This is a genomic window from Bradyrhizobium sp., assembly GCF_049519115.1.
Lineage (GTDB): Bacteria > Pseudomonadota > Alphaproteobacteria > Rhizobiales > Xanthobacteraceae > Bradyrhizobium.
Map to the genome: position 1 here is coordinate 86,418 of NZ_JBEKRB010000023.1, position 16,037 is coordinate 102,454.

General features: G+C 61.6%; 16 protein-coding genes and 3 pseudogenes. 11 read left to right on the forward strand and 8 right to left on the reverse strand.

Features of this window, described 5'->3' with window-relative positions:
- Nucleotides 1–15: 15 nt before the first annotated feature.
- The 4 genes and pseudogenes from ABSE61_RS18695 to aat all read left to right on the forward strand — a co-directional run bounded on the left by ABSE61_RS18695 (nt 16) and on the right by aat (nt 3,683).
- Nucleotides 16–1,424: pseudogene (locus ABSE61_RS18695) on the forward strand (sensor histidine kinase).
- Nucleotides 1,421–1,861: a response regulator gene (locus ABSE61_RS18700; protein WP_423872608.1), complete on the forward strand. Its 441-nt coding sequence runs from the start codon at nt 1,421–1,423 to the stop codon at nt 1,859–1,861. Before ABSE61_RS18695 ends, ABSE61_RS18700 begins: the two are co-directional and overlap by 4 nt.
- Nucleotides 1,858–2,958, forward strand: a complete 1,101-nt coding sequence (locus ABSE61_RS18705; RefSeq protein ID WP_423872609.1) for a sensor histidine kinase — start codon at nt 1,858–1,860, stop codon at nt 2,956–2,958. The genes ABSE61_RS18700 and ABSE61_RS18705 overlap by 4 nt, the downstream gene beginning before the upstream one ends.
- Nucleotides 2,959–3,005: 47 nt before the next feature.
- Nucleotides 3,006–3,683 (forward strand): leucyl/phenylalanyl-tRNA--protein transferase, encoded by a 678-nt coding sequence (aat, locus tag ABSE61_RS18710; RefSeq protein WP_423872610.1) that lies wholly within the window; start codon nt 3,006–3,008, stop codon nt 3,681–3,683.
- A gap of 24 nt (nt 3,684–3,707) precedes the next feature.
- Here aat and ABSE61_RS18715 read toward each other — a convergent pair whose 3' ends face one another.
- Both ABSE61_RS18715 and ABSE61_RS18720 read right to left on the reverse strand, forming a co-directional pair.
- Entirely contained in the window at nt 3,708–4,703 is a 996-nt protein-coding gene (locus ABSE61_RS18715) for a DUF2155 domain-containing protein (RefSeq protein WP_423872611.1), read from the reverse strand.
- 200 nt (nt 4,704–4,903) lie between these two features.
- Complete coding sequence (locus ABSE61_RS18720) at nt 4,904–5,359, reverse strand: DUF3617 domain-containing protein (protein ID WP_423872612.1); 456 nt, start codon at nt 5,357–5,359, stop codon at nt 4,904–4,906.
- Nucleotides 5,360–5,535: 176 nt separating this feature from the next.
- Between ABSE61_RS18720 and ABSE61_RS18725 the strand changes: the two genes are divergently transcribed.
- Both ABSE61_RS18725 and ABSE61_RS18730 read left to right on the forward strand, forming a co-directional pair.
- On the forward strand, nt 5,536–7,362 hold the full coding sequence (locus tag ABSE61_RS18725) for a tetratricopeptide repeat protein (protein WP_423872613.1): 1,827 nt from the start codon (nt 5,536–5,538) through the stop codon (nt 7,360–7,362).
- Nucleotides 7,363–7,511: 149 nt separating this feature from the next.
- Nucleotides 7,512–8,159: a hypothetical protein gene (locus ABSE61_RS18730; RefSeq protein WP_423872614.1), complete on the forward strand. Its 648-nt coding sequence runs from the start codon at nt 7,512–7,514 to the stop codon at nt 8,157–8,159.
- Nucleotides 8,160–8,184: 25 nt separating this feature from the next.
- Here ABSE61_RS18730 and ABSE61_RS18735 read toward each other — a convergent pair whose 3' ends face one another.
- Nucleotides 8,185–9,510, reverse strand: a complete 1,326-nt coding sequence (locus ABSE61_RS18735; protein ID WP_423872615.1) for an MFS transporter — start codon at nt 9,508–9,510, stop codon at nt 8,185–8,187.
- 253 nt (nt 9,511–9,763) lie between these two features.
- Here ABSE61_RS18735 and ABSE61_RS18740 point away from each other — a divergent pair.
- Nucleotides 9,764–10,653: pseudogene (locus ABSE61_RS18740) on the forward strand (Na+-dependent transporter); the annotation flags it as partial.
- A gap of 291 nt (nt 10,654–10,944) precedes the next feature.
- Here the strand turns inward: ABSE61_RS18740 and ABSE61_RS18745 are convergent.
- The 3 genes from ABSE61_RS18745 to ABSE61_RS18755 form a co-directional block, all read right to left on the reverse strand.
- The gene (locus ABSE61_RS18745; protein WP_423872616.1) at nt 10,945–11,220 is read right to left on the reverse strand and encodes a high-potential iron-sulfur protein; all 276 of its coding nucleotides are present in this window, start codon (nt 11,218–11,220) and stop codon (nt 10,945–10,947) included.
- A gap of 84 nt (nt 11,221–11,304) precedes the next feature.
- A complete protein-coding gene (locus ABSE61_RS18750) occupies nt 11,305–11,874 on the reverse strand; it encodes a cytochrome P460 family protein (RefSeq protein ID WP_423872617.1) in 570 nt (189 codons plus the stop codon).
- A 134-nt stretch (nt 11,875–12,008) separates the two neighbouring features.
- Nucleotides 12,009–12,947 (reverse strand): GlxA family transcriptional regulator, encoded by a 939-nt coding sequence (locus ABSE61_RS18755; protein WP_423872618.1) that lies wholly within the window; start codon nt 12,945–12,947, stop codon nt 12,009–12,011.
- Nucleotides 12,948–13,051: 104 nt separating this feature from the next.
- Here ABSE61_RS18755 and ABSE61_RS18760 point away from each other — a divergent pair, with 104 nt between their 5' ends.
- The 3 genes from ABSE61_RS18760 (at nt 13,052) to ABSE61_RS18770 (ending at nt 14,327) form a co-directional block, all read left to right on the forward strand.
- The gene (locus tag ABSE61_RS18760; RefSeq protein ID WP_423872619.1) at nt 13,052–13,738 is read left to right on the forward strand and encodes a DJ-1/PfpI family protein; all 687 of its coding nucleotides are present in this window, start codon (nt 13,052–13,054) and stop codon (nt 13,736–13,738) included.
- Nucleotides 13,739–13,881: 143 nt separating this feature from the next.
- On the forward strand, nt 13,882–14,142 hold the full coding sequence (locus ABSE61_RS18765) for a hypothetical protein (protein ID WP_423872620.1): 261 nt from the start codon (nt 13,882–13,884) through the stop codon (nt 14,140–14,142).
- Nucleotides 14,142–14,327, forward strand: coding sequence for a cupin domain-containing protein (locus ABSE61_RS18770; RefSeq protein ID WP_423872652.1), 186 nt, complete (start codon nt 14,142–14,144; stop codon nt 14,325–14,327). Before ABSE61_RS18765 ends, ABSE61_RS18770 begins: the two co-directional genes overlap by 1 nt.
- A 12-nt stretch (nt 14,328–14,339) precedes the next feature.
- Here ABSE61_RS18770 and ABSE61_RS18775 read toward each other — a convergent pair whose 3' ends face one another.
- Complete coding sequence (locus ABSE61_RS18775) at nt 14,340–14,597, reverse strand: type 2 periplasmic-binding domain-containing protein (protein ID WP_423872621.1); 258 nt, start codon at nt 14,595–14,597, stop codon at nt 14,340–14,342.
- Nucleotides 14,575–15,168 carry a LysR family transcriptional regulator gene (locus ABSE61_RS18780; protein WP_423872622.1) on the reverse strand — a complete coding sequence of 198 codons (594 nt, stop codon included), beginning with the start codon at nt 15,166–15,168 and terminating at the stop codon, nt 14,575–14,577. The genes ABSE61_RS18775 and ABSE61_RS18780 overlap by 23 nt, the downstream gene beginning before the upstream one ends.
- A 168-nt stretch (nt 15,169–15,336) precedes the next feature.
- On the opposite strand from ABSE61_RS18780, the pseudogene ABSE61_RS18785 reads away from it, so the two are divergent.
- Nucleotides 15,337–15,909, forward strand: a pseudogene (locus ABSE61_RS18785) (DUF4865 family protein).
- Nucleotides 15,910–16,037 lie beyond the last annotated feature (128 nt).

Below are 16,037 nucleotides of genomic sequence, written 5' to 3' on the forward strand. Positions count from 1 at the left end.
AAACGCCGACGCGCCATCGGGCAAACCTTCCTGCTTGCGGCGGGATTTTTGGTGCTGGTCGCCGTCAGCGCCCTGTCGGTCATCCTCGTCAACCGCGCCCGCGAAGACAATGACTGGGTTGTGCATACGGTCGAAGTTGAAAACCAGCTTTCAACCCTGCTTTTGCGTATTCGGACCACCGAAAGTGCGGCGCGCGGCTACCTCTTGACTGGGGAACAGCGCTTTCTCGACGAATACCAGGCCACGGCCGCCGGCGTTCATTCCGATATTGACCAACTACTCAAACTGGCCGGCGACAACCCTGTCCAGATCGACAATTCCAATCAGTTGCGCCAGCCGGTTCAGGCGCGACTGGATGAATTCGAAAAAGCCATCGGCTTCGCCAAACGACAGGACACGGCCGGCGGAATCGCCATGTTGCGCTCATCCGATTCCGGCGCCGCCGTCCAGCGCATCGGCGAAATTGCCGGTCGGATGCGGACCGAAGAAGAGCGCCTGTTCGCAATGCGCACCACAACCGCGGACCGAACCGAGAAGCTCGCATCCATTGTCACGGTCACGGGCTCCGCGCTCGTCATCCTGCTCGGCGGCATTTCCGTTTTCCTGGTGAGACGCTCAACCCGCGCACGCGACACGGCTGAAGCGCAATTGCTCGACAACAACCTCAACCTCGAAGCCACGGTGGACGAGCGCACCGCCGATCTTCGCGAAGCCAACAACGAAATCCAGCGTTTTGCTTATATCGTCAGCCACGATCTTCGCTCGCCTCTGGTCAATATCATGGGCTTCACCAGTGAGCTCGAGGAACTGCGCGCCGATATTTTCAAGCGGATCGGCACATTACGCCTTGCCGCGATCTCCGCCCCGCCTCCAACGGTCGACGGCGGATGGACCGACTGATTACGGCCATCCTGAACCTCACCCGCGAGGGCCGGCGCGAATTCGAGCCGGTCAGGATCGACACGCGAGAACTGATCGAAGCGATCGTGACGACGGTCGCGCATCAGGCGTCGGAGGCCCAAGCACAGATCCGCATCGAGCCTCTACCCGAAATCACCAGCGACCGGCTCGCACTGGAGCAGATCTTTTCCAACCTGATCGACAACGCACTCAAATACCTCAAGCCCGGCGTTCCCGGCGACATATCGGTACAGGGCCGCACCAAACTCGGATATGCGATCTTCGAGATTGCCGATAATGGCCGTGGGATCGACCCCAAGGATCATCAGCGCATTTTCGACCTGTTCCGGCGCGCCGGATTACAGGACAAACCAGGTCAGGGAATCGGCCTCGCCCATGTCCGCACCCTGGTGCGCCGTCTGGGCGGCACCATGTCGGTCGCATCGGAACTTGATCAAGGCAGCACCTTCACAGTAACCCTTCCCATCAACTGGAACGTCAACCGTCGGAACAGGGATTCATGAGCAAACCGGTTAGCATCATCATGATCGAAGACGACGAGGGTCACGCCCGTCTGATCGAACGCAATATCCGTCGTTCCGGCGTCAATAACGAAATTGTGCCGTTTACAAGCGGCACGGCCGCCGTACGCTATCTGTTCGGAAGCGACGGCTCCGGCCTCGATCACAAGGGAGAAGCGCTGCTGATCCTGCTCGACCTCAACCTGCCCGACATGGGCGGGGTCGAAATCCTGCAACGGGTCAAGGAAAACAAGCATCTCAAATCGACGCCGGTCGTGGTGCTGACCACCACCGACGACTCGCAGGAAATCAAGCGTTGCTATGAACTCGGCTGCAATGTCTACATCACCAAGCCCGTCAACTACGAAAGCTTCGCCAACGCCATCAGACAATTGGGACTGTTCTTCTCGGTCATTCAGATTCCGCCTGCCGCCATATGAACACTGAGACGCCTACGCTGCTTTATATCGACGACGACAAGGCGTTGGCGCGCCTGGTCGATCGCGGTCTGACGCGGCTTGGGCTGAAGGTTATCCATGCCGGCAGCGGGACGGAGGGGCTCGATCGTCTGGCGCAAGGCGGTATCGACGTTATCGCGCTCGATCAGCACATGCCGGGTCTGGACGGGCTGGAAACGCTCGAGCAGATCATGGCGATTGTGAATGCCCCGCCGGTGGTGTTCGTCACCGCCTCGCAGGATTCCAAGATCGCCGTCACCGCGCTCAAGGCCGGAGCTGCCGACTATCTGGTGAAGGACGTGCAGGGCGATTTCATTCCCCTGCTCCAGGTCGCCGTCGACGGCGCGCTGCGGCAGGCACGCATGCAAAAGGCCCGCGACGACGCCGAGGCCGAGGTGCATGCCTCGCGCGACCGCTTTGCGGCGTTGGCCGCCGAACGCGAGGTGTTGTTGCGCGAGGTCAATCACCGCGTCGGCAACAGCCTGCAGATCATCGCGTCGCTGTTGCACCTGCAAGCGAGTTCGGCGGCGGAGGATGATGTCAAGGCCGCACTCACCAACGCCATGGGCCGCGTCGCGGCCGTGGCCCAGGTTCATCGCCGGCTCTATACGTCGCACGACCTGAAAAGCGTGCTGCTCAATCAATATCTCGACGCGTTACTGGAGGATCTCCGGCGATCGGCCGAGGGCAACAGGATGTCGCGGCTGACGCTGAAGGCTGAAGCGATTGAAATCGATCCCGACCGGGCAGTCGCCATCGGTATAATCGTCAACGAGCTGGTGATGAACGCGGTGAAATACGCCTATCCGGACGGCGCCGGCCCGATTCATATCGACCTGACCCTACGCGGCAGGGAGATTGAGCTGTGCATCGCGGACGACGGCGTCGGCCTGAACGCCAAGACTGATCCGCGTTCGACCGGAATGGGACAACGCATCGTCACGGCGATGGCTGCAAAGCTCGTGGCAAGCGTGGAGCGCGACCCGGCCCATTCAGGGACGAGGATTCTGCTGCGATTTCCATTGGCCGGCAAGGCCACCACCAAAGCTGGTCCTGAAACGGCGGCCCAGCCATCGTAACGGAACCACTGGCCGCCGCACTCGTCGGCCTGCTAAGCTTTTGAGCCATGACGCCGCGCGACGCTGCTAATTCCGAGATCACACCCGAAGTGCTGCTGCGGGCCTACGCCTGCGGCATTTTCCCGATGGCCGAGAGCGCCGACGATCCGAGCCTGTTCTGGGTCGAGCCGGAAATGCGCGGCGTGATCCCCCTCGATGCATTCCATATCGCCTCGCGCCTCGCCCGCACCGTTCGCGCCGACGCTTTTACAGTCACCGTCGACAAGGCCTTCAAGGCCGTGATCGCCGGCTGCGCGGCGCCACAAGCCGGCCGTAACGACACCTGGATCAACCAGCGGATACGCGATCTCTATATCGGGCTGCATGGATTAGGCCACGCCCATAGCGTCGAGGTCTGGCAAGACGACGAACTGGTCGGCGGTCTCTACGGCGTCAACCTTGGCCGTGCCTTCTTCGGCGAAAGCATGTTTCATCACGTCCGCGATGCTTCAAAAGTAGCGCTCGTGCATCTCGTCGCCCGCCTGATTGCCGGCGGCTTTGAACTGCTCGACACGCAATATGTGACCGAGCACCTGCGAAGTTTCGGGGCGATCGAAGTCCCGCGCCGCCGCTATGCCGCGCTGCTCGACAAGGCGCTGGAGGGCGAAGCGGATTTTTACAGGCTGCCAGTTGCTCCGCCGCTTGCCGGCGCACGCGCACTCGAGATCATCGCGGCGCGCAACTAGTGCGGCCGTTCAGCTAGCGAGAGCTTACTGCCGGAAAATCCCGAACAGTCCGCCGGATTGGGGCGGCGGTTGCGGCTGAGGCTGCGGGGGTGGCTGTTGCTGGACCTGCGCCTGTGGCGGCGGCCGCGGCGCCTGTTGCACCTGCTGTTTCGGCGCCGGCGGCCGTTTTTGCGCGGGCGGCGGAGGCGGCTTCGGCGCATCGGTCTGCACGCTGACGACGGTCGTGTCCGGCGCTTTGCAGTCGGTCAGCCAGATATCGTAGATCGGATGCTCGACGCCGTGCAGGCCCGGGCTTGCGGCAAACATCCAGCCCGAAAAAATCCGCTTCACTTCGCCTTGCAAGGTGATCTCGTCGACCTCGACAAAGGCGTCGGTGTTGGCGGCCTCGGTGGCCGGACGGGTGTAACAGGCGTCGGTCTTCACGCGCAGCGCGCCGAACTGAACGGTCTCGCCGATGTCTTCATCGAAATTGATGATGCGGCCAGTAATCTTGTCCAACCCCGAAAAGCTCGCCTTCTTGTTGACGATCTTCTGCGCCGGCGGCTCGGTCACGACCTCATCACCAGGCTGCAATGTAGCGGGCACCGGCGGCACGCCTTTTTGTTGCGGACGCTGGCCGGGCGGTACGTTGACGCCGGGCGGTGCGAGCGCGACACCCTGATTGGGTTGCACCTGACCGGGTTGCGGCGGCGTCACCGCCACGGGGGCATTTTGCGGAACGACTGATGTGCCGGGCGGCGGCGGGAGCGGCTGCGACGTCACGCTTCCCGGTGGCGGCACGCCCTGACCCGGCAGCGGCCGGTTGGGCGTCGGCAACAGGCGCCCCCGCGGCAATTCCGGCACTTCTTCTTCGTCGTCGGGAACAGCCTGCGGCGGCTGGCCGCCACGGGGAACATTGCCCGGCGGCCGTGGCTGATCGGAAAAGATATTGCCAATCTGCGCGTGCGCCGGCGGCGCAAGCGAGATGGTGGCAACGGCAACAATGGCCGCAAAACCGGTCAGCAGAAGGGTTCTGATCATCTCGCGATTATTACAAGCGAATCGGGCGTGCGACACTGAAAAGCTCCGTCGCTCGCGGACTTGCGGGTTAACACGCCGAATACGGCGGGGAAAGGGCGGCTTTAGGCCCGCTCGGACGCAAGACTGCCGCGGCCCGGACCTCGCTTCCCACCGCGGGACAATCGGCCGCAGCGGCGCCTGCCCGATAACGCGGTTCCGCGTTAGTGGGTGATCTGCCGGTCGCCCGGCTTGCACGGGCCAAGCCGGCGCGAAACCGTCACGGTATCGCTATCCGGAATAGGCACGGTCTGCCCATTGGGCATCTTGATGGCGCCGCCCTTCGATTGCACCCTGCTGGTGAAGGCATCGGGACCGGTGACAGTGATCGTCGCGTTCGACGTCATCGTACTGCCGCCGATCACACATTCCAGCGAAATGGACGTGGCCTCGCCGACCGTTTTGATGCCGTTCATCTTGCAGCTTGCACCGGGAATCTTCGCCAGCGGCCGCATCAGGGTGTTCTCGTCGAGCGTCTCGTCAACGGGAAAGCAGGCGACCAGCGGCTGCCCCTTGTCGATCGTGGTCTCCCATTCGCCCGCATGCCGGACGGGGGCGGCCAAGGCGGCAGACGCCGAAATGGCGAAGAGCGCGGCGATGAATATTGCAAATTTTTGCATGGCGGATTCTTCCCCTGCCAGGCGGCAAGCCAGTTACCTAACGATGGACTTTAAGTCTCTTCCATGAAGCCAGCCAAGTACAAGATCCCTGGCGCAGACGGTCTATGCCGAACGAGCTTGTCGGTGAGGGCGAATCATATACGGCTTAAGGCACCGCCTCGATCCCAGAAGTACCGATGAATCGCAAAGAGCGCCGCGCCGAGAAGAAAACGGATGCCGGCGAGCTTACGCCTGCCGCGCAATGCGAAGCCGGTCACCGTCATCTGCAATCGGGACAACCGCTCGAAGCCCAGATTTGTTGCCAAAAATTACTGGCATCCGATCCCAATCACGCCGGCGCCTTGCAACTGATGGGCCTGATTGCTTTCCGCGCCGGACAGTACGATCACGCGCTGGAGTGGACGGCCCGCGCGATCGCGCAGGAGCCCAAGCCGGATTATATCGCAAGTCTTGCAACCACGCTGCTGAAGCAGGGCCGGCGCGAAGACGCGCTCAAGGCTTTCGACAAGGCCGTCCAGCTCAAGCCGGATGATGCCGACTTATGGAGACAGATGGGCGACGTCTTGCTGGAGTTGCAGCGCTACGACCATGCTTTGTTGAGCTTTCAGCATGTGCTCAAGCTCGATCCGTGCCACCGGGACGCCGCCTACAAGAGCGGCGTTCTGCTCAACGACGTCGGCCGATTCGAGGAAGCGGTTGCCTGCCTTGATGTCTGCGATGACGTGCTGCCCAACGACGCGGCGACATTGCAGGCGCGCGCCCGCGCGCTGCTTGGACTGAAAAAATACGAACCATCCCTCGCCGATAGTTTGCGGGCCAACACACTTCGGCCGGGCGATGCCGACACGCTCAACAATATCGGCACCAGCCTGCAATCGCTTGGCCGCGCCGAAGAGGCGCTGGTCTGGTTCGATTTCGCGCTCGAACGTCTGCCGCACTCGATTGAAATCCTGAATAACAAGGCGTCCGTCCTCGGCCAGTTACAGTGCTTCGACGAAGCCCTGGCGCTTTTGGATCATATCCGCGCTTGTCATCCGGCAAATGCCATGACGGATTGGCATCTGGCGTTGCTGAAGATGCTGCTCGGCGATTTCGAGGCCGGCTGGGCCGGACGCGAGGCACGCTGGACGATGCCGGATCCGGCGCCCTATCCGAAGTTCAGCCAGCCGATGTGGCTCGGCCAGCAATCCATTCAGGGAAAAACCATCCTGATCCACGTCGATGAAGGCCTGGGAGATACCATTCAGTTCGTTCGCTATGCGCCGATGCTGGCCGCCCGCGGCGCGCGCGTCATTCTGGCGGTCGAACGTCCGCTCGCTCCCCTGCTGGCGAAACTCCCCGGCGTTTCGCAGTGTCTTGCTGTCTCCGATGAACCCCTGCCCGCCTTTGACATGCATTGCCCGATCGGGACCCTGCCGATGGCGTTCGGCACGCGCCTCGACAGCATTCCGGCAGAGACCTCCTACTTGCCATCGCCCGACGAGGCGCGCATCCAGGCATGGAGCGAACGTCTCGGACCTCGCAACAAGCTGAGAGTCGGTTTGGTCTGGTCGGGCAACCCTAATCACCGCAACGATCACAACCGATCGACGTCGTTGCGGGTGCTGTCACGCCTACTCGATGTTGATGCGACCTTTGTCAGCCTTCAGAAAGATCCGCGGCCCTACGACAAGGCCGAGCTCGACAAAACCGGCATCATCGACTGGACCGTCGAGTTCAAGGACCTCGCGGACACGGCGGCGCTGGTGAAGTGCCTCGATCTCGTCATCACCGTCGACACCAGCGTCGCCCATCTCGCCGCCGCGCTTGGGTGCCCAACCTGGATTCTTTTGCCCTGGACGCCCGATTATCGTTGGCTGCTCGGTCGCGACGACAGTCCCTGGTATCCGACGGTTCGCCTGTTCCGGCAGAGCGAAACGCGCGACTATGCGAGCGTGATGGATCGCGTGCGGCTTGAGTTGCTTCAACTGACAGCCGCCCGATCGTCTGCGACGCCTCTCTGACAACGCCCGCGACGCAGGCTTTGCGACGACCGGCCAGGCCCTCCGATGCGTTGCAGAAACCTCCAGCAACAAATCGGCGGCGAGAGAGTCAGGGTTCGTTAACCATACTCATCCAAGGATCACCGCAGGTTTTAAGCGGAGAACATTGGATGTCGTCAGTTTCATCGCTCGGATCGAGTCAGTACACCTACAGCAGCCCGCTTCAGCAGTTGGAAGCAGAACTTCAGTCCGAAGTGTCGGCTGGTACCGTAAGCTCATCCGACGAGTCGGCGCTGTCTTCGGCTCTCACGAGCATCAATAATTCGCTGACCGCCGATCAGTCTTCGTCCGGTTCGCAAGCCGCGGGTGGTACCGGAGACAACGGTCCCGGCGACATCAAATCCAAGATCAACAGCCTGATCCAGGCCCAGGTCTCCAGTGGCGCACTGACGAGCGATCAGGCCTCGGAATTGCAGAACCTCTTCAGCAACACCTTCGGTAATGGTCCGGGTGGCTCGGGCGGACAAGGCGGCCCAGGTGGTTCGCAGGGGTTTGGCGGACCTCCTCCCGGCCCGCCGCCGTCCGGTTCAAGCGCGTCGTCTTCAAGCGCTTCGGCACTCGAACAGTTGCTCGACAGCTCTTCTTCAACGGATTCTTCATCGACAGACAGTTCGTCCACCGACAGCAACTCGTTGAGCAACGTCCTGCAGGATTTCCTGAAACAGCTTCAGGACGCCCAATCTCTCTCCTATGGTGCGAATGGCACCACGACAGCGACAAGCTCGCTTTCGTCGACGCTCCTCAACTATCAGGCGTGATAACCCCGCCGAGCATCATCGGCTTCTAGTGCGCCATGGCAACTTCGCCCGACAACTGCTCGCGCCTTGCGTCGATCCGCAGCATCGCCACGACGATAGCGCCTATCAGCGCGCAACCCGCCAGCAATAAAAGACCAGCCGTGAAGCTGCCGGTCAAATCCTTCAGGTAGCCCATCGCGTAGGGACCGGCGAAACCGGAAAGATTTCCAAGCGAGTTGATCGCGGCGATGCCGGCCGCGGCCGATGCCCCGGTGAGGAAACTCGCCGGCAGCGGCCAGAACATCGGAGGCACCGCGGAGATGCCTATTTGCGCAAAACAAAGCAACGCCATGACCATGATCGGGTTGGAAATGAGACCGGCCAATCCGACGCCCACGGCGGCCATCAAAAGTGCCGCGGCGACGTGGCCTTTTCGTTCCATGGTCCGGTCGGAATGGCGGCCGAGCAACACCATGCCGATGGCCCCGAAAACAAAGGGCAGCGCCGCCAGCAATCCGGTCTGGGTGTCGCTGACGCCAAACCCCTTGATGATGGTGGGCAGGAAAAACGCCACGCCGTAACTTGCGGCGTTCAGGCAGAAGTAAACCAGAGCGCACAATAGAATCCTGACATCGGTGAGCGCCTGCCACAAAGACAGGTGTTCGACCTTCTCTTTATTCCGCTTCTCGGTGGCCTGAACGTTCTCGAGCCAGGCTATCTCATCCGGTTGCAGCCAGCGGGCCTGGCTCGGGAAATCGGTCAGATAGATCAGGACGCCGATGCCCACCAGAACCGACGGCAAAGCCTCAAGAATGAACAGCCACTGCCAGCCTTCCAGACCCCAGCCGGTCACGCCGAGCAGCAGCCCGGAAATCGGAGATCCAATGATCGACGAAATCGGAATCGCCAGCATGAACAGGCTGATGACCCGGGCGCGGTACACGGCCGGGAACCACAGGGTCAGATAGAAGATGATGCCCGGAAAGAAGCCGGCCTCGCAGGCGCCGAGCAGCAGACGGAGCGAATAGAAAACACCCGTCGTCGGAATTCCGGTCGCTGACGATATCGACGGGATGAAGGCGAAGGCCGCCGAAACGATCCCCCAGGTGATCATGATGCGTGCGATCCAGACGCGCGCGCCGACTTTTTCCAAGAAGATGTTGGAGGGCACTTCGAACAGGAAATATCCGACGAAGAATAATCCCGCGCCAAGTCCGAAAGCGGCTTCGCTCAGACCGAGCGCCTGGTTCATGTGCAGCTTGGCGAAGCCGACATTGACGCGATCGAGATAGGCCACGAAATAACACAAGATCAGGAACGGAATGAGCCGCGTCATGACCTTGCCGATGACACGCTTCTCGATGTCGTCCATAGCGAAGCCTCCCGTTAAATCATCAGGCCTCTTTGAAACTGGGCTCTCTCGCTTTGCAAAACTATGACGGTCACGGGCGATGAGTGCAAATGAGTTTTTAATGCTGCACTGCAGTCGACGGCGCGCGTCTTCTGGCAATAGACCGTAACGAGATGTTACTTGGTGGCACGAAGCACGTGCCGCATGTTGCCAGTGCAACAAGCTTGCGCCTGAACTTTCCGTCGAGGCGCATCTCCCCTCAGCCTTCAGCCATATGTCCGCGACTTTCACTCATATCGTCGCCTTTCCAGCGGCCGCGCTGGTCTGGCTTGGCAATCAAGGAACGCGGGCGATTGCCGCACTCGTGTTCATTGGCATCGCCGTGCCACCGGCCGGCGAACTGCTCAGGCCTTATGTCACCGAAGCGATCTTCCTATTGCTCTGTGTTTCGTTCCTGCGCGTCGATCTCGGCATACTGCGGGAATATTTGCGGCGACCCGGCCTCGTGCTTGCCGCGACCGGCTGGACCGTGCTCGCGGTGCCCTTGATATCCGGGGGAATCTGGCGCTTGACCGGCGTCGATCTGCGTTCGCTGGATCTCTATCTCGCCTTGATGCTGCAGGCCGTGGCCTCTCCCATGATGGCCGCGCCGGCACTTGCGGCCGTGATGGGGCTCGATTCAACACTCGTGCTGGTCACACTCGTGATCGACACCACTCTCGTCCCCGTCACCGCACCGCTGTTCGCTTACATTTTTCTCGGCTCGGCCCTGACGCTCTCCCCGTTCGCGCTCGGGCTGAAGCTGCTCGCGATCCTTGAGGGGTCGCTGTGTGCCGCCAGCGCCATCCGCTGGAGCGCCGGCAGCGACGCGATCAAACGGCACGCCCGCCTGATCGACGGGATGACGGTGATATTTCTGTTTGTCTTTGTCTCCGCGGTGATGGGCAATGTGGCGGGCGGATTTTGGGCCGATCCCGTCCGCGCGCTGAAATTGACGTTGCTCGCCTTTGCGGTCTTCTTCGCGCTGATGGGCGTCACCGCGCTGATCTTTCGCAAGGCCGGCTATGAACGAGCGATGGCGCTCGGGCGACTGATGCTGGCGGCGACCGACGGCATCTTGCCGGAACGACGTGGCTCTACTTCGCGCTATCGCAATTTCCGATTTAGCTGACGCCACAGTTACTCAAGCCATTCGTGCACCGGCTGGGTAAGCGTGAAGCCCTGAGGTAGCGTGGTTCGCGGCCCAATTACCGCGCGGTGCGAGAATACAGATCGAAGGAGAGGCTTCTCAGCCATCGACGGCCGGCGTCGAGATAGCGCTCGTGCCAGAATTGGGCGATCTTGATCCGCGGCAACGCCGTAGGCAGACCGCGCGCTGGTGGGAAATCGGCGTGGTAGGCCACGCCGACAAGCGTGGCCCGTTACACACTCGGCGCCGAAAATGTCCGCGAGAGGTTAGCTCTTCGGGGTAAACAGCTGGCACCAGCCGCTCGGGCTGACATTGCCTTGAACGAATTTGCATGCGTTCGGCGGTTGAAAATTGGCGCAACCGTCGCAGTGTTGCCCGCCCTTCGGAGTGCCCTGATATGTAGCATCAGCCTGGCTGATCTTCTGTTGCGCTGCTGCTTGCGGCACCGCCGTAGAGATTGCAACCGCGCCGAGCGCAGCCGCGGCGCCGGAGAGCGCCACACGGCGTGAGATGCGTTGGTAATCGTTGCCGTCGTGATTCATGATCGGCTCCCATCAGGCTTTTGCTTCGTACAGGCCGATGCCTGTCGTGGCGGCGACATCAAGCGGACGATGACGATCCGCTGTTCAGCGATGCCCGTATTCGGTGAAGACGTAATCGCGTGCCTTCACCACCGTGTGGCACGCGTAGCCGCACTTGGCATCGCTCGCCTGCGGCGGACTGTCGGTCAAAGTGCCAGCCCTGAACGTGTCGGAGGCGGCGTCGTACTCGAACTCGGCATATCCCCATCCACCGCTGTCGGCGAACCTCTTGCTGTCTTTCAACATGAAATCCATGTCGTGCTGGGTCCCCGGCACCAATGGTTGGCCTGGGTACGTCTCCTGCTTTTTCGGGGTCCAATGGATTTTCGCCATCATGGCACCGTCCGGAAATGGCTTGCCGTTGCCGGGCGCGCCCGCCTTAAAGGCGTCGATCATGATGGGATTTCCCAGGATCGCGGCGATCTTGCCCCCGTTCTCACTGACGGCAATGACTTGCCAGCTTTCGTATCCTCTGAACTCAGCGAAGGCGAGGCCGCCCGGCACTTCCAGAGTGTACTTGTCCTTGGCTTTGTCCTGGGCCAAAATCGCGTTGCCGCCGAAGATGACGACCACTGCTGCAGAGATCAAAATCGCGGAGAATACAGATCGCTTCATGACTCTCTCCCCTGCTTTAGCGTCTAATCGCTATTGATCCTTCGATGCTGTTTCTATCGCGTTCTTGCTATGTTGAGAAGCGATCGCTCGCCGTCAGCAAAGCCGATCGTGCCGCAATCGAATAAAAGTCGTAACTAACCGGCCCGCGCGGCGCGCCGCAGTGATTGCGGCGGCTGGCCGAACGCACGGATGAACGCACGGCGCATCCGTTCGGGATCGCGAAAGCCGGTTGAATGCGCCACGCGCTCGATCGCCTCGCTTGAGGATTGCACCCGTTGCCGCGCCACCTCGATCCGCAGCCGCTCCACCGCCTTGAAAGGCGTGGTGCCGGTCTCGGCAACAAAGGCGCGGGTAAAATGACGCGAGCTCATGCCGGCCCGCTCGGCCAGATGTTCGACCGTCAGCGGTGCGTCGAGGTGCTCGCGCGCCCAGCTCAACAGGGGGCCGAAGCGGCCGGTCGGCGCCTTCAACTCCAGCAGTGACGAGAATTGCGATTGCCCGCCGCTGCGCCGGTCATAGAGCACGAGCTGGCGCGCGGTCTGCCGCGACACTTCCTCGCCGAAATCCTCAGTCACCATTGCAAGCGCCAGGTCGATGCCGGCGCTGATCCCCGCCGAACTCCAGATCTCGCCGTCGCGGACGAAGATCCGGTCGGATTCCAGTTTCACCTTGGGATAGGTCGACAAAAAATGCGGCGTGCGGCGCCAATGGGTGGTGGCGCGGCGGCCATCCAAGAGCCCCGCTTCGGCAAGAATGTAGGCGCCCGAACAGACGCTCGCGATCCGAACGCCGCGCCGCTGCGCCGCGCGCACGAAGGCGAGTATTTTAGCCGATCGCGATGCCGCGATAACCCCCTCGCCGCCGGCGACAATCAACGTCGAAAGTGTCCCTGCCGATCGCAAGCCGCGCGCCAGCAATTCCACGCCGGATGAAGAGCGCACGCCGCCCGGCACCTCCGCGAGCACCCGGATCGAGGCAGGACGGCCGGCAATCCGGCTTGCAATCTCGAAGACCGAGATCGGGCCCGATGCATCGAGCAACTGGAAATCGGGAAATACCAGGACGCCGATCATGTTCAAAACCCTCTATGTCCGAAAATGAGGGAAATATGCCATTTACGACATGAGAACATCATGCAAGACAAGCGTCAAGCCAAACCCTCGAAAGGCACGCTTCCATGCCGAACCCGCTTCAGATCGGAATTGTCGTATTTCCAAAGGTGACCCAGCTTGATTTCACCGGCCCCTTGCAGGTGTTCTCGAGCTTGCCTGACACAACCGTGCATCTGCTCTGGAAACGCATCGAGCCGGTCGCAAGCGACACCGTGCTGACGGTGTCGCCAACCACGAGCTTTGCCGATTGCCCGCCGCTCGACGTGATCTGTGTTCCCGGCGGCGCCGGCACCGACGACATGGTCAATGACGAGGAGGTGCTTGATTTCGTGCGTTCGCAATCGGCACACGCGAAATACGTCACGTCGGTCTGCACGGGATCACTGGTTCTCGGCGCCGCCGGTCTATTGAAGGGATACAAGGCGACCACGCACTGGACCGCGATGGAATATCTTGGACCGTACGGGGCGCAGCCGACCAAGACGCGGGTCTGCGTCGATCGCAACCGCATCACCGGCGGCGGCGTCACGGCCGGAATCGATTTCGCGCTGACGCTGGTCTCACACCTCGTCGACCGGTCGACCGCGGAAATGATTCAGCTTCGGCTCGAATATAATCCGGCGCCGCCGTTCACGTCAGGCTCGCCCGACGCCGCACCGCTCGACGTGCTGGCGCGCTTGCAGCAACGCAACCCTGCGGGGCGGGAATATCGGACCGCCGCCAACCGGCGGGCGGCGGCACGGCTCGTGTGACGAGGGGCCTTGTTTGTTGCACGCGAGGAAGTTCCATTCGGCGCATCTTGCTCGCGCAACAACCACCATTGCGGATTGCAATCACTGAAACATCCGCCCTTGCGTTGTTGAACATTGGACCGCCCAGTATCTGAGCGTGGTTCATGATCAACATCGGGAGTGCCACCATGCCACTGACTTATCGTCCTCTGCACGCGGCGATCAGCATCGCTGCAATATTTGCCGCAACGTTCTTTGGTGTTGATGCCGCCAGCGCGGCGGAGGCTGCAAAAGGGAACGCCAATGGAATGACCACGCAGGAGCTTGAACGCCGTCCGATCCCTGGAACAGATCTGGAGATGCGCTTAAATCTCGTCACCCAACCGCCGTGCACCATCACCCCGGGCCGAGCTTCGTCTATATGATGGAGGGCACGGCCGAAAGCGCTTGCGGCGAGGACGACGTCAAGCGCTTTCACCCCGGGGATCACTGGTCCCAGCCGATCGACCTGCCACATCGGGTTGCGCGCAACCCCGATGCAAAGATACCGCGCCGATTTCTGGTCTTTACAGTGATCCGGCCGGGTGAGCCCAGCACCGAGTTTCCGTGAGATCAACGAATCTCATCTTGCCGTCGTTGAGCGGATGGCCGTCACCAGGCTCCGCAGAAAACCGCGCGCCTGCCGATCGGCAGCGTTTGAATACAGCATCACGTCCCGCGACGGCAGCCGTGGAAGGCCAAGCTTCGGACCAATGTCGATCGTGCCCGGCGGCGCTACGCGCCGGCCGAGCGCGGCCACGCCAAGACCCGCCGACACGGCGGCACCGATCGTAGCGACGCCGCCGCCGACGAACACCTCAGTCCAGAATCCCGGCGGCATCGAGCGCGGTCACGGCCATATTGCGGACACCGCAAGGTTCAGCCTGGGTCGCCAGCGGCAGCTTTCCACCGGCGGGATATTCGAAGTCGGGCGCAGCCATCCAGCCGAATTCTTCCTTGAGAACGACTTCACCGGCGCGGCGCCAGTTGTTGCGCCGCAGAACGACCGCAGCGTCGAGAGCACCACCGTCGAACTCTTCGAAAACCTGTTGCGACGAGGCGACCCGCATCTCCATCACAAGCTCCGGCGCCGCGCTGATCATGCGCTTCAAAAGGCCAGGCAATTCGGCGCCAACGATGTGATGACTGATGCCGACGATAAGCCGCCGCTGCGCCACACCGAACGAACCGAGCGCGCCCTGATGGGCGGCGACAAGGGCGCGGGCCGGCCCAAGGAATGCGTTTCCTTCCGCCGACAGGCGGACGAGGCGCGGCGTGCGCTCCAGCAAACGTTTGCCCAGCCCGTCCTCGAGCCGTTTGATTTTCAGGCTGACCGCCGATTGCGTCGTATTCATCACCTCGGCCGCGCGGGTGAAGCTCTTCAGATCCACCGCCAGGACGAATGCCTGCACGGCCTCAACATCCAGCGCTTTTACGGGCGGCCATCCATTTAAACTGAAATGCTATTTCATATCGTTTTACAATGGTCAATGACCCGCTACATCAGAGGTCCCAGGAGATTAGTTCTCGGCCGCGCGCCGGAGACCAGCTCCATTCGAGACGCCTTACGGAGATCATCAATGATCATCGCGCACTACGCACACCGCCTGCCGGTCAACCGCGACATGGCGCAGATCCGAACCCGCGCCAGGGAACGCGGCCCTCTGTGGGACAAAACGCCGGAGCTTTATTTCAAGGGATTTTTGCTGCGCGAACGCGGCCGCTACGGGGCGATCGCCAACAACTACTCCTCACTCTAACTGTGGCGCCAGGACGAAGCCTTCCGCGATTTTGTGACGACCGGCAAATACGACGTCGTCACGGACACCTTCGGTCGTGCAGGTATCGAGACCACATTCGGCCTCGACGCGATCAGAGGACATGGCCAGGCCGCACGCTTCGCTTACAAGGAAGCCGTCGACATCCTCCTGGATGCGGACCTGCCGCACGCATGCAAGATCGAGATTGAACGGAATCGAGACATTGCCGGGCGGCTTGGCACGGTTGTCGCCGCGGTCGGCGTCGATACGCAGAACTGGAAGTTTACCCGGACCATCGTCTCGGAGGACGCGCCGAGCGAAAACTCGGCTGGGACCGGCTATGAAGTCGTCTATTTCGCAGCGCCGCTTCTCGATACGCTGCCGCCTCGTTAGCGGCGGGTTTGCCTCCGAAAATCCCGGAAGAAGCCGCGTGGGTTAGAGCGGAACCTCGGGCACCGACAGACATTTGCTCTTGCACGAGGTACGGCTGGCGGGACGGGCAACTCGCAAGCTGCACTCCT